Below are 21,966 nucleotides of genomic sequence, written 5' to 3'. Positions count from 1 at the left end.
AAACTGTGAAATTTTTTATAATAACAATTTGTTTAGGATCATTTTGTTATATAACGGATCCTTATAACCCGTCAACGATCCTTTTTACCAGCCCTGGGCCTTCGTATATAAAGCCCGTATATACTTGAACTAAGTCTGCACCAGCAGAAAGTTTCTCTTTTGCAGATTCTGCTGAATCAATGCCACCAACGCCAATTATTGGTAATTTACCATCAGTAATACGTCTCAACTCATCAACAACAAACGTCGACTTTTCTCGAACTGGACGACCTGATAACCCACCAGCTTCTTCGGCATACTGCATACCTTGAACAGCAGTGCGTTCCAGTGTCGTATTGGTCGCAATCACGCCATCGATGCGATTTTTTGTAAGAGATTCAGCGATTTGAGCAACTTGGACCGCGTCAATATCAGGCGCTATTTTAACAAGCATAGGCACTGATTTGTTGTGCTTCGCAATTAAATCCATTTGCTCGCATTTTAAACTTTCTAACAAATCATCCAAAGCATCACCATACTGAAGATCACGTAACCCAGGTGTATTCGGTGAAGAAATATTCACTGTAATATAAGACGCATATTCAAACACTTTACGCATACAATGAATATAATCGTCTTTGCCTTGTTCATTCGGAGTATCTTTATTTTTACCAATATTGATCCCCAAGATCCCAGAATAACGAGATGCTTTAACATTACTTACTAAGTTATCTACACCTTTATTGTTGAACCCCATACGGTTGATAACCGCATGTGCATCAGGAAGACGAAAAATACGTGGTTTGTCATTTCCTGCTTGCGGTCTAGGTGTCACAGTACCGACTTCAATAAAACCAAAACCCATTTGTGCAAATGCATCTATACATTCCGCATTTTTGTCTAATCCTGCTGCAAGTCCAACAGGGTTTTTAAAATCAAGTCCTAAGAAGTTCACAGGCTTGTCTGCCACTGTTTGAGACCACGCTGCACTCAGTGGTGTATTTGCAAAACGACGTAAATTATTTAATGCAAAGTCGTGGGCCCATTCTGCATCGCGGCTAAACATATAACGTCGTGCAATATCGTAAAACATGAAAACTCCTAAAAGATCCTAAGTAACACACATCTACTGAATAAACAGCAGATAAAAAAATACCCCAGCAAGGCCGGGGTATTTTAACGAATTATAATTTATTTGGAAGTATCACAGTTATGACTTAATAACATCAATTCTCGTAATGCAACCGAGAACTTCGCAAAATCATGACTTTGCGAAGTCTTAAACTCTAACAACATCTGTTGCCAGCGGTGTAACAACGATGATTGACTATCCATCCACTGCTCCACTAAAGCATTTACATCATGATCATCACCTTCGAAGCTATTTAATACAACTTCTGATAACGAACGCTGCTGCCAATCGAGTTCTTCACGATACGAAGCACGAGCAAGTGCTTGCCAATGGTTCGCAACTGGCTGAGCCGTAATTTGGTCTAAGAACCAATGAAGACCCATGCTTGAACCAAGCTTGAAGTAGGTATTTGATACCACCTCAATCTTACGTTTAGAGTTATCCGCTACTTCAGCTAAATCCATAACCGAGAATAGACTGGACAATGACACAATACGTAATGCAATATCTGCCGGCACGCCTTGCGCTTCGAGCTCAGCAGCCTTAGCTGAAATAGTCTCTTTCTCTTCTTCAATCATGTAGCTGTTTAAGTTGACACTCACATCTTTAAACGTCGGAGTGAAGAACTCTATTGTTTGCTCAATGGTCATTGCTTTATTGCGATGACGTAAGAACCAACGTGTTGCTCTGCGAACCGTTCTACGTAATTGATACAGCATCTCAGTTTGAACCGCAGCTGGGATCTTATTATCCAGCGCCGCAATTGACGACCAAGTTGTACTCATTTCAAAGATAGCACTAGCAATTGAGTAACATAACGCGATTTCGCTATCTGTTGCGCCAGTTTCTTCATTCATACGTACCATAAAGTTCAGGCCCATATCATTGACGATATTATTGGCCAACTTTGTTGCAATAATTTCTTTGCGTAGTGGATGGTTATCCATTGCAGCATTAAATTTGTCACGAAGTGGTACCGGGAACGAAGTTACTAGTAACTGACGGTAATATGGATTTTCCGATACTTCATCAACGACTAATGACTCTTTAAGTACCATTTTAGAATAAGAAACCAACACCGATAGTTCTGGACGCGTCAGGTCTTTACCTGCTGCTGCACGCTCTGCTAACTCTTCATCCGTCGGTAAGAATTCAATGTTACGGTCAAGCTTACCATCTTTTTCTAATGCATGAATAAAGCGTACTTTTTCTTTCAGTGTTGCAGGGCCTTTAGACTTAGTAATAGACAACGTATGAGTTTGGCGATAACAATCTGCAAGCACCAACTCAGACACTTCATCAGTCATTGAGTAAAGTAATTCATCACGCTGTTTCTGAGTTAAATCTCCTTCAGCAACCAAGCCATTCAGTAAAATCTTAATATTTACTTCGTTATCTGAACACGCAACACCACCTACGTTATCAATAAAGTCCGTATTAATACGGCCGCCTTTCGCTGCAAACTCAATACGCCCAAGTTGCGTCGCACCTAAGTTACCCCCCTCACCAAATACTTTAGTACCAAGTTCAGAGCCATTAATGCGAAGTGCGTCATTGGCACGATCACCTACGTCAGCGCTTGTTTCGCTGGTGTGTTTAATGTAAGTACCAATACCACCATTCCAAAGTAGATCTGATGGCATCATTAGCAATGCTTTGATCAGTTCATTTGGCGTCATACTGGCTTTTTTCGTGCCCACCATTTTCTTCATTTCTGGTGTTAGCGTAATTGACTTTGCCGCTCGAGAGAAAATACCACCACCAGCAGAAATTAACGATTTATCATAATCTTCCCAAGAAGATCGTGGTAGTGCAAACAATCGCTCACGTTCTATATATGAAGATGCGGCATCCGGTGTTGGGTCAATAAAGATATGCATATGGTTAAATGCTGCTTGTAAACGAATGTGCTTTGAAGCGAGCATACCATTACCGAATACATCACCCGCCATATCACCAATTGCTACCGCTGTGAAATCGGTTGTTTGACAATCTATCCCCATTTCACGGAAGTGACGTTTTACTGACTCCCATGCACCTTTGGCTGTGATCCCCATTTTCTTGTGGTCATACCCAATTGAGCCACCAGAGGCAAACGCATCTCCTAGCCAGAAGTTATAATCATCGGCAATACCATTAGCAATGTCAGAGAATGTCGCTGTACCTTTATCAGCTGCAACCACCAAATATGGGTCATCTTCATCATGACGTACAACATCAGCCGGTGGCACAATATCACCATGAATAATGTTATCGGTAATATCTAATAAACCACGGATAAAGATTTTGTAACAAGCTTGCCCTTCTTTGAAGAATGCTTCACGTTCACTTGGTAGTTGCTTACAAACAAAACCACCTTTCGAACCAACTGGGACAATCACTGTATTTTTAACTTGTTGTGCTTTTACCAAACCAAGTACTTCGGTACGGAAGTCTTCACGGCGGTCAGACCAACGTAAGCCACCACGCGCAACTTTTCCGCCGCGTAAGTGAACACCTTCAATGCGTGGTGAGTATACAAAAATCTCAAACGCAGGAAGTGGCAATGGCATATCAGGAATATCACTTGACTTGATCTTGAATGATACGTACGACTTATTTACACCATCTGCTTCTTTTTGGAAGAAGTTAGTACGTAACGTGGCATTGATCATATCGACGTACAAACGAATGATTCTGTCATCATCTAAGTTCGCAACGTTTTCCAGTTCTTCATAAATACCCGCAATCAGTTTATCGAGGGTTTTTTCTGCTGCTGGTTTTACAGGTGTGAACTTTTTCGTAAAGAGTTCTACAATTTTTGCTGCAATATTTGGGTAATTATCAAATGTGCTTTCAATATATGTTTGTGAGAATGTAACACCAATCTGACGCATATACTTTGCGTAGGCTCTTAAAATTGACGCTTCACGACCTGTTAAACCACCTAATAAAACTAAACGGTTAAAGCCGTCATTTTCAAGGGTATTGTTCCACACATTTGTAAGCGCAGCTCTAAAGCGCGCTGATACTTTATCAAACTCAGCAATACCTTTGCTGTCTAACAACATTGAAAAGTCCATGATCCAATTGACGCGACCATCGTTTGTCTTCACTGCATATGGTGTTTCACCAATAACACGTAAGCCAAAGTTTTCCAACATTGGCATTACATCAGAAAGATGAATAGGCTCGTCTTTATGGAACAAACTTAAACGGACTATTTGTGAGTTAGCTTCTTCTTGCGGACGATAGAACAGCATTTCTAGCTTATGTTCTTCGTCTAACTGCTCTAGTTTTTCGATATCTACAACAGCTGCACTTGGTAAAACCTGATCTTTATAGGCATGTGGAAAAGCACTTGCATATTTACGATTCAGTTCATTACCCCGAGACTCACCGGCACTTTCTAATAGTGCACCTTGTAGTTTGTCTTCCCAGGTACGAGCGGCTTCAACTAGGTTATTTTCGATGTCTTTCACGTTATATTCAATGTTGTTGTCAGCTACGCGCACGGTGTAATGCGTTCGTGCAAGCGTAGATTCGGAGAAATAAGTTGTGAACTCAACTTTTTCAGAAGACTGAAACGCATTTGCTAACAATTGCTGAGTTTCACGACGAAGCGCAGTGTTATACCGCTCACGAGGAACGTATACCATGCAAGACAAGAAGCGACCGTAAATGTCCTTACGAACAAACAAACGACACATGTCACGCTCTTGAATTTGTAACACACCCATCGCGACTTCTAGCAATTCTGCTTCGCGAGCCTGCACAAGCTCATCACGAGGGTACGTTTCCAAAATATTTAAAACTGCTTTATACGCATGCGTGCCTTGGGCAAAGTCACACATTTGCATAATGCGATTTATCTTAGATTTTAAAACAGGAACATCTGCGGCACTATTATTATAGAAACTTGACGAGAACAAGCCAATGAAACGATCTTCACCAACTACATTGCCTTTGTCGTCAAATCGCTTGATGCCGACATAATCAACATAGGCTGGGCGGTGAACACGTGATAATGAATTCGTTTTTGTTAGAATCAATAAATTTTTACTACGCGCTTCTTTACGCGCAACTTCTGGCAATTCAGATAGAAGACGACTGCCTTCTGAAGAAGAGTTCTTCATCAATCCCAGACTTGTTCCTGCAACTGGTTTTAATTCATGGTCCCCTTGCACTGGGCATAAATCATATTGGCGATAACCCATAAAAGTAAAATTATCACTAACTAACCAATCTAGAAACTCAACCGTTTCATTAATTTCAGCCTTGCTGCAATCAGAATCTCGAGTTGGCAGCTCTTTGCTAACTGAAACTAGTCTATCTCTAATTGCCAACCAATCTGCAACGGCAACAGATACATCTTTCAATACAGATTCTAACTCTGTCTTAAAAGATTCAATAATTGCTTCATCAGTTTGATGATCTATTTCTATAAAGAAAACGGTTTTAGTTGACGTAAGTTCTTGCTCTGTTTTTAAATTCGTAAGGTCGCTGATTTGACCATTTTCACTGCGTTTAATTTTTAATGGGCAATGCAGTAAAAGGTGAGATGCAATGTTTTCGCGACTCAATGCCATTCGCACTGAGTCAACTAAAAATGGCATATCTTTGGCGATGATCTCGACTATCGTGTGAGACGACTGCCATCCATCTTTTGCGACTTCTGGATTAAAAACACGAATGACAGCATCATCCGAAGTATTTTGTTCTAGAGAGTTCCAAAGACTAAGCGCCGCACCGTATAGGTCACTGTCGTTACGATTGGCCAAATCCTCTTTAGACATATTGCTGTACAAGGCTTTGGCGAATGTTTCAACGAGTGACACGTTTTCGGCATGAACTTTCTTATGAATCAACTTGCAGACGTTATCGAGAATAACTGATGCTGAACCTTCATTTTGTGTCATTATGTGTTCCTTAATCTATACCACCTTTGAACGGTAGATTATTTGTACAGCCATTTATTAGCGTGGAGTCAAATGAATTTTAACCTTTCTGGCGCTAATAAACAGCTTTTTCGATGAAAACATTTTAAGCTTTTCAGCTATTTGCTCATCTATTCACAAAATATAGATATAAATGGCCAATCATGGCCATTCCAAAGCACATTTATTCACAGTTTTTTTTCTGGTCGGTCCAGAGTAGCGTGCCTATAGCAGGTAACAACAGTACTGCACCCAGCATATTCACTAAAAACATAAACGTTAAGAGTATGCCCATATCAACCTGAAACTTCAGCGCAGAGAATATCCAGGTACTTACACCAATTGCCAAGGTTATTCCTGTAAATAGTACAGCACTTCCGCGCTCGGCTAATGCATTACGATACGCCGCCGATAAAGGGACTCCTTGCTTCAGTTGCCCCATCATCGAAGACAAAATATAAATGCCGTAATCCACACCAATACCGACACCTAACGCAATAACGGGTAATGTGGAAACGGTTAATCCAATCTCCAATTTCACCATTAATGCTTGAGCTAATGTCGACACAATATACAGAGGTAATACAACTGCAATCGTTGCTTTAACACTTCTGAAGCTGATTAAGCACAAAATAATTACCGCACCATAAACGTAAATCATCATTGGTAATTGTGCTGACGATACCGATTCATTGGTCGCTGCCATAACGCCAATTGGCCCTGATGCCAATTTAAATGCAACTTTATCTGTACCCTCATCATCTGCAAATTGTTTTATATTTGAAATGACATGATCTATTGTTTCTGCTTTATGATCCTTCATAAATATAATGACTGGCATAACAGAGCAATCACCATTGAGTAAGCCTGTACTGGTTTCAACTCGTGATGTGGCTTGTACCAAAGATGCACTATTTCTTGGTAATGTTTGCCATTTTAAATTGCCTTCGTTATAGCCAGCATTAACTGCTTGGGCAACCGACGATAGCGACACCACCGACTGTACACCTGTTAAATTTTCTACTCGCCATTGAAAACGACTGATCCGCTCCATTGTGTCGTGTTCTGTACATGCAGCTGGGTATGCTTCAACGATTACCTTCAAAATATCAGACGAAATCGCATAACGATCTGAAATCAAGAATGTATCTAGGTTATACCTTGCATCTTGGTGTAACGCTGGTGCGCCAGCATGCAAGTCGCCTATTCGCATACTTTGTGATTGCCAGTAACCAAACGCAAATAAAATAGCGGACACCAACAATATAAACCGTGCCCACTTCTTATCTGTTGCTTTTACCAACCCTTCTCTGACTTTTGTGAATACTGTATTTGAGGAACTATTTCCATCATCTAAGCGTCTAATTTTACTTGAGCTAAAATACGATGCCAAAATAGGCAACAAGACCAAGTTCGTAAATATAATAACGGCAACACCCAAACTGGCCGTAATTGCTAGTTCACGAATAATACCGATATCGATCGCCAATAATGTCAGAAAACCTACGGTATCAGATAATAATGCAATACCACCAGGGATTAATAGCGCTTTAAAACTAGCTTGAGCCGCGACTTTACTTGAGACTCCCTCAGCAACTTTCTTCCCAATCGCATTGATCATTTGCACCCCATGGCTTACACCAATCGCAAAAACCAAAAACGGTACCAAAATTGACATCGGATCGAGACCAAAACCCAAGCTTGATAGTAGTCCTAGTTGCCATACAACAGCAATAAAAGAACAAGCTATCGGTAATAGTGTCAACTTAAAGCTTTTGCAAAATAGCCAAACCATGATGAAAGTAAATCCGATTGCCAATGCAAAAAAGAACACCACGCCTTTTGCACCATCAGCGATATCACCAGCCATCTTTGCAAAACCAATAATATGGATAGTAACAGTATCGGTACTTAATGGTGTTCTGATTTCTTTCTCTAATTTATCTGCAAAAGCAAGCGTATCTAACTTTTCTTGGGTTTGCGGATCTATTTCCATTAACTGTGCAGAGACCATTGCACAACTATAATCACTGGCGATCATACGCCCCACAACATTCGCTTTTTCTATGTTTTGTTTGACAGTAGCCAAACCTTGCGTCGTTGGCGCAAAATTGGCGGGAATAATTGGTCCGCCAGCAAATCCATCTTCAACAACTTCAACAAATCGTGCACTTGGAGAAAAAATTGAATTCACTAACGGCCGATTCACACCAGGAATAAAGTAAAGCTGATCATGCACCGCTTTTAATTGAGCAAAAAAATCAGCATTAAAAATATCACCTCCTTCATCACAGACTGATAGTAGTATGCTATTTGCTCCTCCAAATTGCTTTTCATGCTTTAAATACAGTTGCATGTACTCATGTTGCAGAGGAATATTCTTATTAAAAGAGGCATCTAACTGTATCTGTGTTGCTTTATAACCAAGTGCAACCGTCAATAGGCTAAATAGTACAACGACCATCATCCTATGACGAAATACCATATATTCAAGTTTACTCAATATAGCTTGCATTACTTATTAACCTCCCAAGCTATCAAACCTTTCTCTGTCGCCATAATCAACTTACCCTTAAATGAAACGGCCGCTAATACCGAATATCCAGTCTCAAGTTGTGATTGCGTCAATGTATTATTATATTTAAAAATGAAACCACTATTAGCCAACATATATGCTTGCTCTTGATGGGTTACAATCGAGTTAATTGTTGCTGTCGTTGAGATATTTAACCTTCTAAACTTCAGTTGGTTCATGTCTGCTATAAATGCGTTCCCTCTCAGCCCAGCTACAATTAGCTGATCAGAGCCATACGCCGCCACAGTAAAAAACGATCCTGGGTAAAATTCATCAAGTCTCGTCCATGACTCCCCCGAATTTTCGCTTAACGCAACAAGCCCCATTTCTCCAACTAAAATATGTCTGTTTCCTTTTATCAACAGTCGGTTAAAATGTGGGAGAATGAATTGAGTTTCCTCTTCATAGGCGACAATGTCTTCTTCTTTTAATTCAGCCAAATATGCTTTGTCGTCTGGGTGCACAAAATCGTCGATAAATTTATTCTGCCAAGTTTTTCCACCATCAACTGTTACGTAGTACATACCATATGCGCCAATTGCATATCCATGTTCGGTATCAGTAAATTCAATGTCTAAACAAGGCTTTCCTACTTCAGGCAAATACTGCTGTAACTGCCAGTTTTTACCATCATCTTTACTAAACAGAATAGTACCATCATGGCCACATGCCCATGAAGCACTTGGGCTCAAAGAAGTAATAGCCGTCAATAGTACCTGTGCCGGAACTTGTGCTTGTGACCAAGTAACACCATCCGTACTGGTTACAATCGTGCCGTGTTTCCCCACCGCGATTAAAGAGCTGCCATTATATGTAATGTCTGTGAACAGTGTTCTTTCTGGTGTTGCCACTTGTAATGCAGCGTTTGGCATCGCGAAACTATTTGCAGAAATTACAAACAGCATAAATATACTAGCAATGGTTTTTTTAATCATGCTGACTACTCAAAATGCTATATGAATGGCGAGAGTTCGCCTAGATATGAATTGCCAATAGCCCGATGGCTATTGGCAAATGGGATAAGCGTAATATTAACGCTTGCCTTCTCGACGCAATGCGCTTTGTGTAAACTCATTGTCTTGGAAAGATTTACTAAAGTCGTACATGCTTTCTTCATTATCTAGCCCGATAGCAAGATAACGACGTGAGTTCAAATCATGGTAAACATCAAGTGTACTCCAATGAGTGGGTACGTCGTAATAATTTAAACCATGCGCCATTGCTACCCTGTACATTTGGTCTCTATTGTCATACAGGTCAGCGATATGAATCTGCCAACTATCTTCATCAATATAGAAAACACGCTTTTTATAAATATGGCGAGTACCTTCTTTTAAATTAGCTTCTACAACCCATACACGGTGTTTTTCATATCTAACATGCTCAGGGTTAACATGCCCGGCCATCAAAATATCATCATACTTAAGTTTATCGCTATGCAATTTGTAACTATTGTATGGGATATATAACTCTTGCTTACCTTTGAGCGTCCAATTGTAACGATTTGGTGAACCATTGAACATATCAAAGTCATCCGTCGTTCTTAAACTATCAGATGCTGTACCAGGTGCATCATAAGCCACATTTGGTGCTCTACGAACGCGTCGCTGGCCAGTATTATATGTCCATGCTTGGCGTGGCGTTAAAATCTGATCCATGGTTTCATGTACCAGTAGAGCGGTACCTGCTAAACGTGCAGGTTCTGTGACTTTTTGTTTAAACTTAAACAACACATTTGACTCTTTAAGCTCTTCTGGTGTCACATCTGGATCCGAATACTTCACCAATAGCTTTTCATCAAAACCAATTATATTGTAAGACCCAGACTCAGTTGGCATCGCCTGACCGCCAAAACGTGCTATCGATAGCCCTCGATAACGAAGTAAGTGGTTCCAAATTGCTTCTAAACCATCTTTTGGCACTGGGAAAGGAATACCAATTGCTGTATTTTTAATACCATTCCCACCTTCAATCAGCTCCGCTGTAGATGCATATTTTTTTGTCGCGTCATAAACAAACTGAGGGTATGCCGCTGTTCGGCGTGTCTGATAGATATTCATCTTAAACGTTTCTGGATACGTTTCAAACAATGAGATTTGGCCAGGGCTTAATAACGATTTGTACTTATCAAGATTACCTTTATCTATTGTTAAAATGATTTTATCATCAGCAAATGGGTCTGGGTGATGCATTCCCGATTTAAAACTCGCTGGTGGTTTAGTTATTCCACCAGTCCACGCAGGAATAGAGCCATCTGCATTACCCGCAGTCTCTGCGCCAATTGGTGTCAAATCTGCACCTAAACGTGCAACGTCTTCTGCCGACATTTTTGCTATTGCACTCGGTGCTGATAGCATCGCTATTATTGTCGCGGCAACAAATGTAGGTTTTCTAAACATACTGAAAGCCCTTAAATTGAATACTTAATATTAAAAGATACAAAATCACGGTCTGCAAATGTATTGGTAGCACCGCCACCCCAGAACGTGTTGTAACCAAAATCAAATGACCAAGCATTTTGATAGCTAAAGTTCATAGTTACACCCAATGACTTACGATCTTCCACAAACAAAAACATTGGATCAGGAGTGATACCATTCACATCATGAGAGAAAACAAATCGTGGCGAGAAATTAACGCCGGCGAATAAGTTGTTATATTCACCTTTAGCAATAAGTCGATAACCCCATGCAGATGCTGTTGGAAATGGGTTGACCTCAGGACCGTTAGACACTGCTTGGTGTATTAAATCATAACTGCGACCCGATAAACCTTCCACAGTACCGCTTCGGCCTGTACCTGCAACGTTAAGTCGCAGCTCATCATAGCTAGGCATGTCTTTAATTGTAACCCCACCGACTTCGCCCACAACCGCCCAACTATCAGCTCCTAAGCTCGGACCGAATAAATGTGTCGCAGTAAACTGCAATTGCATCGTGTCTTTTAATACAAAGCCTTGAGCAATTTCACCTGGGTTCACATAGCTAACAGCATCACCTTGACTCAATTGAGAAAAACCAGCGAAATCATCTCGTCGACCCGCGTAAGCAAGCTGCTCGACCATGCCTGCGTATAACAATTCAACATCATCTATTTGCAGCGGTTCATCTTGACGATAGGTAAACTCACCTGCAAACGCTGTTTCACCTATGGCGGTATTAAAACTTAACCCATATAGTTTAATATCTTCTGGGTACGCTATTTGCCCCTGAGTAAATGCATTCAAGTTAGTAATATTATCTTCAGTGATTGTATTTTGCGAAATATACTGAAGATCAGCACCAACCGCAGCATTGGTAAAGTTCGAAGCTTTACCTGATATCAATGGACGCCGGCTATGATAATTTATGTAGTAAAGCGCAAATTCAGTGTCATTCAGCTCAGGTGAATAAATACCTAGACGCAAACCGAATTGACCAGAGTCTTTAGGTTCTACTTTGCCAGCATCCCCTTTTCCCTTTAAAGCAACCTTTGTCGGGTATTGCAAATACATACTCGCCAGTAAAGTTTGGGCTGAGGCACTAGTTAAAACACTCGTGTCAGTTGTATCTAAGCCCTGAGCCGCTAATGCGCCAAGCCAGTTTGCTTGCAAGCCGTTAAGAGAATCAGTTAGATGCATTAAATCTATGTCAGGATTTGATGTGAAACCAAGCTGGACATTTTGACTATAACCATTCTCAGAAGCAAAATCATTGGTTGAAAAATAGCTACCCGAGGCCGGTAAGCGCGTTTCATGCCATTGATACTGATAAAAACCTTCTAAAGTGATATTTTCAGTGATCCCTAATGATGCCCAAAGCATCCCAACAGGAATGAATGCTTCTTTAAGCTCCGAACCTGGTGCTTTCAGCCGATCAATATCAACCGGGTTAACATTTATTCCGTGAGAAATAAGTGTACTTTCCCCCCAGTTCACAACTTGCTGGCCCAGACGAACAGACAATGGGTTATTGCCACCATTTAAGTCAAAGTCAGCCCACACAAATGCATCAAGAAGGCGTACATCAGAACAAACTTGCTTTTTCGTCTCATCATCAGCACACGGATCGACTTTATTACCTGACACGGGATTTCGATAAGCAAAATCGCCATCTTCCATTGCAAAATCATAGAAATACATAAAGCGAGAAAAGAAACCAAAGTTATCTTTACTTATGCCAAAGTCATGGGTCCCTTTCACCAACTGAGAAAATGTGTCTCCAGAATCAAAGTTTAAATTCCCAGCATCGCCATTATTTGAGTACGCACCAGCATTAGCCCATACATCTGCAGACGTGTAAACAGTATTACCAGTCAATGCATTGTAGCCATCCCAATTAAAACGAGGGTGGTTACTTTTACCTATGTACTGAAAATCACGATCTTCTACTCGTATACTTTGACCATAGGAAAATGTTGAGTCGAATGTGATTTCAAAATCACCAACTTGGAAGTTTGCAGCAAGTAAAGGTGCACTACTTAGCGTTAACGCCGCAGCACTAAGACCGAGCATTATTTTGTTTTTAACAAAGAGCGATCTTTTTATCATTATTTCTCCCCCTTAAAGCGGGTTTTTATAATCGAGTTATTGTTTTTTGTTGTCGTAACGATAGAAGCGATCAATTCAAATTACAAATAGAACGCGTCCAATCGGTGCTTTTTTAACGTTTTAGGCTCTATATTACTCATGGTAAGACGTCCTACCAGATAATATATAACACGTAATTTAAGTTTATAACAAACTCATTTAACAAAAATACAATAATAGTTATAAGAAAAAGTCTCATTAAGCGATTTTCTCGAGTGAAATAAACGCACTCTGTGCATCTAAACATAACCGAAAACGGCCCCTAATCCCTATCGATGAGACAAACTTTCTTACATGAGTGGCAGGAAAGCGGATCCGCTTTCCTTGGTCTTCTACGACTTGAACAAACTTTATACTTCCATCATAAAAGTCTAAACATTGCTCATAGTCCAAATACATCGTGAAAAAGTATTCTTGCATACAAATTAGCTCAGCGCTTTTTCGACTTTTTCATATAAATCATCACTTAAATTCGTTAAGTCAGCTAATCTTTGTAATTGTGCTTTCATCAGTTCTTGGCGTGTTTTATCAAACTTTTTCCATGACATAAACGGAGTCACCATCCTAGATGCATTTTGCGGGTTGAGGCCATTAAGCTCAATCAGCAGATCACCTAGCAGCTTATAACCTGCTCCATCCTCTCGATGGAACTGAGCTGGATTACTTCTAGCAAAGCTCCCTACTAATGCCCTCACCCTATTTGGATTTGATTTATCGAAGCACGGATGGTTATAAAGTCCATAAAGATTATCAATCGTAGAATTTGAATCAATTGTTGCCTGTAAAGAAAACCACTTATCCATGACGAGTAAGTCATGGCGCCAAGCTGCATCAAAATTTTCCATCAACGCACCCGTGCAGGAAAGATCTGCGGCAGTAGCTGCTTTCAGCGCCCCTAACTTTAAAGTCATATTTTCACTCAGGCTTTGAGTTTCCAACCAACCTTCAATATCCTCATCAGCCACATACGCTAAATAATATAAACAGGTATTTTTCAGTGCCCGAGCAGATACACCATCATGAGATAATTCTCCCTGCTCTTTAGCGCTTACATAAGCTGTCTTGAGCGCGTCAGTAAGACTAACAGCAATATCATGCTTAAAGTCCTTAATCACTTTTACAAGCGCATTGACAGGTACTTGCGTAAATCCTGCTGATAATGCATCAAAGTTAGGTAATGACATCAGCTCCGCAATAAGCGCAATATCACCATTACGTTCTGTCAATAATTGCTTCAACACAGCCATTAACTTAGGATTTAATGTATGTGTGATATGTCCATCAAACTTGTTTACTTCTGCAAAGACTTCTTGTGAAAAGGCCTGCTGCATCGCCTCCCAACGTGCATAATCACTACTGGCATACTGAATAATATGGATCAACTGCTCCAACTTATAATTGTATTGGATAATGCATGGGGCAGAAAAATCTTCAAGTAATACCGGTACAGGCTCCTGCTCAAAACCTTCAAAAACAAATTGGTGGTGTTCATTCGTGACATTTAATATTTTCGAAACTTCCCGGGAGTTGCATATTAATGGGAGTATTTCTCCATCAGGTCCTAACAGCTCAAGTGCAAACGGGATATGTAACGGCTCAACCACTGGGTCATTGGTTGCTCTATGTTGAGTCAATTCAATTATGAAAGTTTGCTTTGTCGGATCAAAGGATGTGACCACCTCAATTGTTGGTGTGCCAACTTGCTCATACCATCTTTTAAATTGAGTTAACTCAACACCACTGGCATCTTGCATCGCATTCACAAAGTCATCACATGTCACAGCTTGACCATCATGCCGGTCAACATATAATTTCATGCCTTTTTGGAAGGCCTGCTCTCCAAGCAAGCTATGCATCATCCTAATGACTTCTGCACCTTTATTATAAACGGTAACAGTATAAAAATTATTCATCTCGATAACTTTTTGAGGTCGAATTGAATGTGCCATTGGCCCTGCATCTTCGGTAAACTGGTGCGCCCTCATCGCCATCACGGCATCTATTCTATTAAGCCCCCTAGAACCGAGATCACTACTAAATTCCTGATCTCTAAATACAGTCAAACCTTCTTTTAATGACAACTGAAACCAGTCTCTACAGGTCACTCTATTGCCAGTCCAGTTATGAAAATACTCATGACCAACTATCGACTCAATCGTGTGATAATCCCTATCGGTTGCCGTTTGTTGATTCGCTAATACACATGCACTATTAAAAACATTGAGGCCTTTATTTTCCATGGCGCCCATATTGAAAAAATCAACCGCAACAATCATGTATATATCTAAGTCGTACTCTAGATTAAAACGACTTTCATCCCATGCCATTGCCCGTTTTAACGACTCCACCGCATGGGGAGCTTTGTCGAGGTTACCCTTGTCAACAAATAAGGCTAGCTCAACCGCCCGGCCAGACTGAGTGATGAATTCATCCATTAAAACATCAAAATCACCAGCGACTAATGCGAATAAGTAACTCGGTTTTTTAAATGGATCTTGCCACTTTGCATAATGGCGCCCGTCTTCAGTTACCCCGTCTTCAATTTTATTGCCATTTGATAGCAAGTATGGGATAGACTTGTCAGCAACAATCTTCACATCGTACGTAGTCAAGACATCTGGTCTATCCAGGAAATATGTGATTTTACGAAAGCCTTCAGCTTCACACTGAGTACAATAAGCACCAGCTGACTGATACAAACCTTCCAAAGAAGTATTGGTACTTGGAGATATCTCTGTGCTTATCTCCAAATCAAAAGAGCTTGGCAACTCTGTCAATAATAAATGGCTTTGTGACTGTTCATACTGCGTATGTGCTTTACCATTTACCTTTAAAGTTAACAATTTTAAATCAATACCATCCAGTCGTAAATCGGTAGTGTCGCTTATCGCATTATAGTGAGCGATAGAAATTACTTTGGTATTAGTTGGTTGTAAATCAAACGATAAATCCAAGTGCGAGACGGTGTGTGAGGGAGGTTGATAATCTTTTAGGTACTTTGCTTGAGGTTTTTCTTGCATATTTATATCCTTGCATAAGTGTCCGAACTGAGTTCGGACACTTATTCTACATTTATTCTGAACTTTGTGGTTTAATTCTAAGTATTTTCACACCCAAGTAGGCATAAACCACAGCCAATAATGGATTTATTAAATTAAAGAACGCATATATAGCATAGTCAAATGGGTTAATAAGTAATACGCTTTGCATGTAAGCACCACATGTATTCCACGGAATCAATGGACTCGTTATCGTACCACCATCTTCTAGCGTTCGAGATAAATTAACACTACGCAAACCTCGTTTTTTATATTCATCTTTGAACATTCTGCCAGGTACAACGATTGCGATATATTGATCGGCTGCAACAATATTTGTTCCTACGCAGGTCGCAATAGTCGACGCGATCAACGAGCCAGTACTTTTAGCGATTTTTAAAATACTGCGAACAAATATTTCAAGTAGACCTGTTTTTTCCATAATCGCACCAAACATCAACGCAGTCATAATAAGCCAAGTTGTTGTCAGCATACTCGCCATGCCTCCGCCACTTAACAAATCATCCATTTTAGTGTCACCAGTCGTAATACTAAAACCTTGATAGAAAGTTGCCCAAACTAATTTAATATAGCCAACTAATTCACCTTGTGAACCATCTAGCTGGCTTTGAATTAGATCCCCTTGGAACAAAATGGCCCAAACAGCCCCCACGACTGCACCAATAGAAATAGCGGGAAATGCTGGCATCTTTTTAAACGCCAAGACCAATAATACCAGTAACGGTACAAGCATCATCAAATTAATATTAAAATTGCCTTTTAAAATACCAACAATTTCATCGATTCGACCAACGTCACTACTAGCATCGGCATTAAAACCCATAAAAATAAATATAATTAGCGCTATGACAAAGCTCGGTACTGTTGTCCAAAGCATATGATGAATATGTTCAAATAGATCGGCTCCAGCCACGGCAGGTGCTAAGTTTGTTGTTTCTGATAATGGGCTCAGTTTGTCACCAAAGTAAGCACCTGAGATAACGGCTCCGGCTGTAACAACTTGATCTAACCCAAGACCTGTCGCCACTCCTAACAAAGCCACACCGATTGTTGCCGCTGTGGTCCAAGAGCTTCCAATACTCATCGCAACTATGCCGCAAATTAAGCAGCTTGCTGCATAAAACCAACTTGGATTAATAACCTGCAAACCATAATAAATTAAAGTTGGTACGGTACCTGACAATAACCAAGTGCCGATCAAAGCACCAACCATCAGTAAAATCAGGATCGCCCCAAGAGAAATGGTGATCCCTTTTATCATTGCTTCTTCTAAGGTTTTCCATGTATACCCGTTTTTCAATCCCACCAGAGCTGCCGTAAAAGTAGCAAAAAGCAATGCAATTTGATTCGGACCAGAAGACGAGTTATCACCGTATAAATAAACCGCGCCACCTAAAAGACTGACAAGGACAACTATTGGGATCAACGCATCCAATAGTGAGGGTAGTTTTTGTTGTTTCAAATTGAGTACTCCTCTGCATAACAACGCTATGCTTATTCTTATTTTTACTAAGGCCTATTTCAGGCTTATTATTACTGTGTGAATCCACAGCCTATTAATTGCAGGTATAGTAGCAAATTCATAGATAAAATCGTAACAAAAAAGGCGCCTAAGCGCCTTTGTATCTATATAGGGTTCATTTATAGGTCATTTTTTACCAACCGACCAAATGAAATTAAATCTTGTGTAATTAACGCTGCTTCTTCTAAATACGGGTCGAGCTCGCCAATCACATCTGGCACATCATCTAAGTCTGTAATTGCTGCTAAACCTAAGCGCTTTAAACGAGTATTAGTACGGACAAGCGCGCGCTGTTCCGAATCATCACGCTCCTTTAATCGCTCAGACTCCACCAGTGATATTTTCTTGTCATCTTTTTGCGCTTTGTATCGTGCAATATCATCAAATACATAGTTAAATTCAGGTTCTCCTTGGATACGAGAATTATGTTTTGCATCAACATACTTAATGACCGGCGTTAAGTTATCTAAACTACTATAAGTTGCACGCTTAATACTGTCCCATGGTAACGCGTTGTCTTCTTGGCTCTCTCCCCACTCTTGTGGCTCTATTGCTGAAGGCAACATAATGTCTGGTACTACCCCTTTATGTTGCGTACTGCCCCCATTTATGCGATAGAACTTAGCAATGGTATATGTAATGCTACCAAGTGGATTGCTGAATAAATCGTAATTTTTTCCAAGTCCACGATGCTGCTGTACAGTACCTTTACCGAAAGTCTGCTCGCCAATAACAACACCACGACCATAATCTTGTATTGCGGCAGCAAATATTTCAGAAGCCGAAGCACTATACCTATCAACAAGTACCGTCATAGGGCCATCATAAAATGTAATGCCATCACGATCTTTTTGCGCTTCAACACGATTATAAAGTGTATGAATTTGCACCACTGGACCTTTATCAATAAATAGTCCCGTTAATTGAGTCGCTTCATATAAAGAACCTCCGCCATTTTGACGTAGGTCAATTACAACCCCATCAACCTCCTGTTCCTTTAACTTCGCAAGCTCGACCTTAACATCTTTTGATAAGTTATTGTAAAAACTTGGTATTTCAATAACACCTATTTTGCTAGAGAGTTCAGAGTATTTCGCCTCAAACACTTCTGACTTAACGGCTCTATCTTCTAGCCGAATTTTATCTCGCGTTATCTCAACAACTTTAGGAGTACCATGTGCATCAGACCCTTTCAAGTATTGAAGTCTTACTTTGGTTCCTTTCGGACCTTTTATGAGATCAACAACGTCATCAAGGCGCCAGCCAATCACATCAACAAATTCTTTGCCATCTTGCGCTACACCAACAATTTTATCATCTGCTTTAATACGCTCTGATTTATCAGCCGGACCTCCGGGCACTAATGAACGTATGACAGTGTAATCTTCGTCATACCCTAAAACAGCCCCGATGCCTTCGAGCTCAAGCTCCATATCCATTTTAAATTGTTCAGCACGTCTCGGAGACAAATATGATGTATGCGCTTCAACGCTTCTGGCGAATGCGTTCATCATTACTTGAAAAGCATCTTCACTATTCGTTTGGACTAACCGCTTTAACGTGTTCTTATATCTTTTAGTGAGAACTTCTTGAATTCCGTCCCAATCTTTACCTGTGAGCTTTAAGCGCAACGCATCCGATTTAACTCTTTGACGCCAATATTCATTTAGCTCTTGTTCTGTTTTTGCAAAAGGTAAGTCTTCACGGTCATAATGAAAAGCGTCAGGTTTATCAAACTTAATTTCAGTTTCTAACAAGCTAATAGCATATTGAAAACGCTCAAACCGACGTTTCATACTCATATTAAACATGTCAAAAGCAAACTCAAGCTTACCCGCTTTCAACGCATCATCAAATTGTAAGCGGTGTTTTTCATAAGCATCAATGTCGCTTTGCAAAAATACCGACTTAGTAAAATCTAATGACTCTACATAACGATCAAATATTTCTTGTGACAAAGCGTCATCGAGCTTAAAACGTTTATAGTGCTGGCGAGTAAATAAGTTGGTCACTCGTTTGCTTGCCGTTGTATGTTGGATTTCCGGTTTTAACGTCGGTATGTCTTTTTCTGTCACCGAATCCGGTGATGCAATCGAAACGCTTGATAACAGCGCTGCTACAACGGGAATGAGTGTCAACTTTTTACTCATACACAACTCCTTAAACTATGTACAGACTATCTACTTTGGTTTTAACTTGCATACCAGTCACTAACTCTACGTGAACGTCATCTTTGTTCACTTCAGTAATTGTAGCATTAACCAAAGCTTGCCCTAATTTAACTTTAACTTTGTTATTAACCTTGACCTCATTAGCTGGTAATGGTTCAACTTTACCTGGGTTTCTTTTAGCTTGCTGAGGAGCTGGCTTTTTGTTAACCCGAGTATTTTTGTCTCCATTACGTGCATGAGCAGGACCTTTTTTCTTGTAAGGCTTCGCATCACCGTCCTGACGTGGACGCTGCGTTTTCTTACGTTTAGCCATTTTCGCGCGACTCTCTTCAAGGGCTTTTTGCGCGTGCTCAATGTGCTCTTGTTCAACTTTTTCAGCATCGTTGCCATCAAGATCAATACGGAATTCGTTTTTAGTAACCGCTTCTAAATAGCGCCAGTTCGACGTGTATTTACGTAACGCTTGACGTACTTGCGTCTTACTTACTTTCTCTGAGCCTTCAATTCGCTCGGCGATATCTTTAAAGATACCGACTTTAAGCGGCTTGATGCCATCTTTTTGTTTAAAACACTGAGGAAACTCTGAATATAGAAAATCCAATACCTCATTAATATCTTTTAGCTTGTTTGTGGCTTCCATTTTTGAACCTATTTGTTATACCTTTTCATCTAACGATGAATGGATATAGTGTATTACCCAGTCAGTTAACTCTTCAAACTCAACTTCAATCAAAGCTAAGTCTCCACGAAGATGTTCCCAAATACCGTTGATTATATTATCGATGGTCTCACAGTCGAGATCATCTGGTAAAAGTTGCCAAGCAAAATGAATTAACTCATTTAAAGTCTCGGTAACTTGCTCTTCTTCCCCTTCCCAATCGCCAACATCAGCAATTGCAAAAAGGTAATCTTGTACATTGACTAAATCTTTCATTATAACGTTGCCTCAAAACAACGTACGAGCGCTTCAAGGCCGGCCTTATCTAATTCGTCAAACCTTGCCAAGCTCGGGCTGTCTATATCTAACACAGCGAACAGCGCACCATCTTTCATTATTGGAATAACAATTTCAGAATTAGATGCAGCATCACATGCTATATGTCCAGCAAATGCATGAACATCATCTACCAATTGAGTTGAGTTCGTTTGTGCTGCTGTACCACACACGCCTTTGCCAAGCGGAATACGAATACAGGCAGGGTTACCTTGAAAAGGTCCAAGCACCAACTCTTGAGGTGTGTCGATAAGATAAAATCCAGCCCAATTTATGTCTTCCAAAGAAGTAAATAAAAGGGCACTGATATTCGCCATATTTGCAATAATATTTTGTTCATCGCAAATTAAAGAATTAGCTTGGTTTACAAGTGTCTGATAAAAATCTTGCTTGTGCATCTACTCAATATCACAGTTACGTCATACAAAAGCTTAAGGTACTCTTTCGAGCTATTAAATGAAACCTTTTCTGACGAAAAAGTATTAAATATCTGTAAATATTAACTTACTTGATTAATTTACAAGCAGGGATTTACGCAAAGCGTCTTAAGCCATAAAGAAACAACCCTGAAGCTAGGGCTGCCATGCACGTATTAACAATAAATCCCATTCCAGATGTAGCCGCAAGAACATAACTAAAAAATGCACCGCCTATCATACCCAAGGCTAGCACTGCTGAATATTGCACTTTACTATACTTATGCATAAGCAAATATCCAGGCACAACAAACACGGCCATGGCTAAGCCAGCGATATGCGCGTTAGAAAATGCACTTATCAATATACTAAAAAATATCTGGATACCTGGCTGGCTAAGCGTAAAGGTATAATAGCCCCCTAGCAAAACTCCGATTAACAATGGTGACAAAAGAGACATAGCAATACTTTTAGCTAGCAGCTGCTTCATAATAAATACTCTGATTTTTAAACAATCATCATTAAAGTATTCGCTGCAAAACACCAGTCAACTTTAGTCGCATTTACTAGCCGTAATAAATTTTTGGCAAAAAAAAGCCGCTTTATAAGCGGCTTTTATATTCATTTAAGAATAA

At 40.1% G+C, this 21,966-nt stretch carries 14 protein-coding genes; all 14 read right to left on the bottom strand.

The features are described 5' to 3' along the window. Positions 1-61 precede the first annotated feature (61 nt). The 14 genes from pyrD to J8L98_RS17010 all read right to left on the bottom strand — a co-directional run bounded on the left by pyrD (position 62) and on the right by J8L98_RS17010 (position 21,821). Positions 62-1,072 carry a quinone-dependent dihydroorotate dehydrogenase gene (pyrD, locus tag J8L98_RS17075; protein ID WP_210997424.1) on the bottom strand — a complete coding sequence of 337 codons (1,011 nt, stop codon included), beginning with the start codon at positions 1,070-1,072 and terminating at the stop codon, positions 62-64. A gap of 98 nt (positions 1,073-1,170) precedes the next feature. Beyond that, complete coding sequence (locus J8L98_RS17070; protein WP_210997423.1) at positions 1,171-6,009, bottom strand: NAD-glutamate dehydrogenase; 4,839 nt, start codon at positions 6,007-6,009, stop codon at positions 1,171-1,173. Positions 6,010-6,211: 202 nt separating this feature from the next. After that, positions 6,212-8,542 carry an MMPL family transporter gene (locus J8L98_RS17065; protein WP_210997422.1) on the bottom strand — a complete coding sequence of 777 codons (2,331 nt, stop codon included), beginning with the start codon at positions 8,540-8,542 and terminating at the stop codon, positions 6,212-6,214. Continuing rightward, the gene (locus J8L98_RS17060; RefSeq protein ID WP_192507227.1) at positions 8,542-9,537 is read right to left on the bottom strand and encodes a YCF48-related protein; all 996 of its coding nucleotides are present in this window, start codon (positions 9,535-9,537) and stop codon (positions 8,542-8,544) included. Before J8L98_RS17060 ends, J8L98_RS17065 begins: the two co-directional genes overlap by 1 nt. Positions 9,538-9,633: 96 nt before the next feature. Further along, positions 9,634-11,001 (bottom strand): DUF1329 domain-containing protein, encoded by a 1,368-nt coding sequence (locus tag J8L98_RS17055; RefSeq protein WP_210997421.1) that lies wholly within the window; start codon positions 10,999-11,001, stop codon positions 9,634-9,636. A gap of 11 nt (positions 11,002-11,012) precedes the next feature. Then, positions 11,013-13,130, bottom strand: coding sequence for a DUF1302 family protein (locus J8L98_RS17050; RefSeq protein WP_192507225.1), 2,118 nt, complete (start codon positions 13,128-13,130; stop codon positions 11,013-11,015). Positions 13,131-13,367: 237 nt separating this feature from the next. Next, on the bottom strand, positions 13,368-13,589 hold the full coding sequence (locus J8L98_RS17045; RefSeq protein ID WP_210997420.1) for a DUF2835 family protein: 222 nt from the start codon (positions 13,587-13,589) through the stop codon (positions 13,368-13,370). A 5-nt stretch (positions 13,590-13,594) separates the two neighbouring features. Continuing rightward, positions 13,595-16,189 (bottom strand): aminopeptidase N, encoded by a 2,595-nt coding sequence (gene pepN, locus J8L98_RS17040; RefSeq protein WP_210997418.1) that lies wholly within the window; start codon positions 16,187-16,189, stop codon positions 13,595-13,597. Positions 16,190-16,241: 52 nt separating this feature from the next. Then, positions 16,242-17,690 carry a Na+/H+ antiporter NhaC gene (gene nhaC, locus J8L98_RS17035; RefSeq protein WP_192507222.1) on the bottom strand — a complete coding sequence of 483 codons (1,449 nt, stop codon included), beginning with the start codon at positions 17,688-17,690 and terminating at the stop codon, positions 16,242-16,244. Positions 17,691-17,869: 179 nt separating this feature from the next. After that, on the bottom strand, positions 17,870-19,900 hold the full coding sequence (prc, locus tag J8L98_RS17030) for a carboxy terminal-processing peptidase (RefSeq protein ID WP_210997417.1): 2,031 nt from the start codon (positions 19,898-19,900) through the stop codon (positions 17,870-17,872). Between the two features lie 10 nt (positions 19,901-19,910). Beyond that, positions 19,911-20,561, bottom strand: coding sequence for an RNA chaperone ProQ (gene proQ / locus J8L98_RS17025; RefSeq protein WP_210997416.1), 651 nt, complete (start codon positions 20,559-20,561; stop codon positions 19,911-19,913). A gap of 15 nt (positions 20,562-20,576) precedes the next feature. Continuing rightward, entirely contained in the window at positions 20,577-20,855 is a 279-nt protein-coding gene (locus J8L98_RS17020; RefSeq protein WP_010363951.1) for a hypothetical protein, read from the bottom strand. Beyond that, positions 20,855-21,313: a GAF domain-containing protein gene (locus J8L98_RS17015; RefSeq protein WP_210997415.1), complete on the bottom strand. Its 459-nt coding sequence runs from the start codon at positions 21,311-21,313 to the stop codon at positions 20,855-20,857. Before J8L98_RS17015 ends, J8L98_RS17020 begins: the two co-directional genes overlap by 1 nt. Positions 21,314-21,446: 133 nt before the next feature. Then, positions 21,447-21,821, bottom strand: a complete 375-nt coding sequence (locus tag J8L98_RS17010) for a hypothetical protein (RefSeq protein ID WP_210997414.1) — start codon at positions 21,819-21,821, stop codon at positions 21,447-21,449. Between the last annotated feature and the right edge of the window lie 145 nt (positions 21,822-21,966).

Source organism: Pseudoalteromonas sp. MMG013, from assembly GCF_018100885.1.
GTDB lineage: Bacteria > Pseudomonadota > Gammaproteobacteria > Enterobacterales > Alteromonadaceae > Pseudoalteromonas > Pseudoalteromonas aurantia.
Note: the sequence above shows the minus strand (reverse complement) of the source record. Positions and strands in the feature narration are given on the sequence as shown.

Bases quoted from the DNA above. Each gene is read 5' to 3' on its own strand.
- proQ (WP_210997416.1), bottom strand. From the start codon at position 20,561: ATGGAAGCCACAAACAAGCTAAAAGATATTAATGAGGTATTGGATTTT.
- J8L98_RS17055 (WP_210997421.1), bottom strand. From the start codon at position 11,001: ATGTTTAGAAAACCTACATTTGTTGCCGCGACAATAATAGCGATGCTA.
- J8L98_RS17010 (WP_210997414.1), bottom strand. From the start codon at position 21,821: ATGAAGCAGCTGCTAGCTAAAAGTATTGCTATGTCTCTTTTGTCACCA.
- J8L98_RS17060 (WP_192507227.1), bottom strand. From the start codon at position 9,537: ATGATTAAAAAAACCATTGCTAGTATATTTATGCTGTTTGTAATTTCT.
- J8L98_RS17045 (WP_210997420.1), bottom strand. From the start codon at position 13,589: ATGCAAGAATACTTTTTCACGATGTATTTGGACTATGAGCAATGTTTA.
- pyrD (WP_210997424.1), bottom strand. From the start codon at position 1,072: ATGTTTTACGATATTGCACGACGTTATATGTTTAGCCGCGATGCAGAA.
- J8L98_RS17070 (WP_210997423.1), bottom strand. From the start codon at position 6,009: ATGACACAAAATGAAGGTTCAGCATCAGTTATTCTCGATAACGTCTGC.
- J8L98_RS17020 (WP_010363951.1), bottom strand. From the start codon at position 20,855: ATGAAAGATTTAGTCAATGTACAAGATTACCTTTTTGCAATTGCTGAT.
- prc (WP_210997417.1), bottom strand. From the start codon at position 19,900: ATGAGTAAAAAGTTGACACTCATTCCCGTTGTAGCAGCGCTGTTATCA.
- J8L98_RS17050 (WP_192507225.1), bottom strand. From the start codon at position 13,130: ATGATAAAAAGATCGCTCTTTGTTAAAAACAAAATAATGCTCGGTCTT.
- J8L98_RS17065 (WP_210997422.1), bottom strand. From the start codon at position 8,542: ATGCAAGCTATATTGAGTAAACTTGAATATATGGTATTTCGTCATAGG.
- J8L98_RS17015 (WP_210997415.1), bottom strand. From the start codon at position 21,313: ATGCACAAGCAAGATTTTTATCAGACACTTGTAAACCAAGCTAATTCT.
- pepN (WP_210997418.1), bottom strand. From the start codon at position 16,189: ATGCAAGAAAAACCTCAAGCAAAGTACCTAAAAGATTATCAACCTCCC.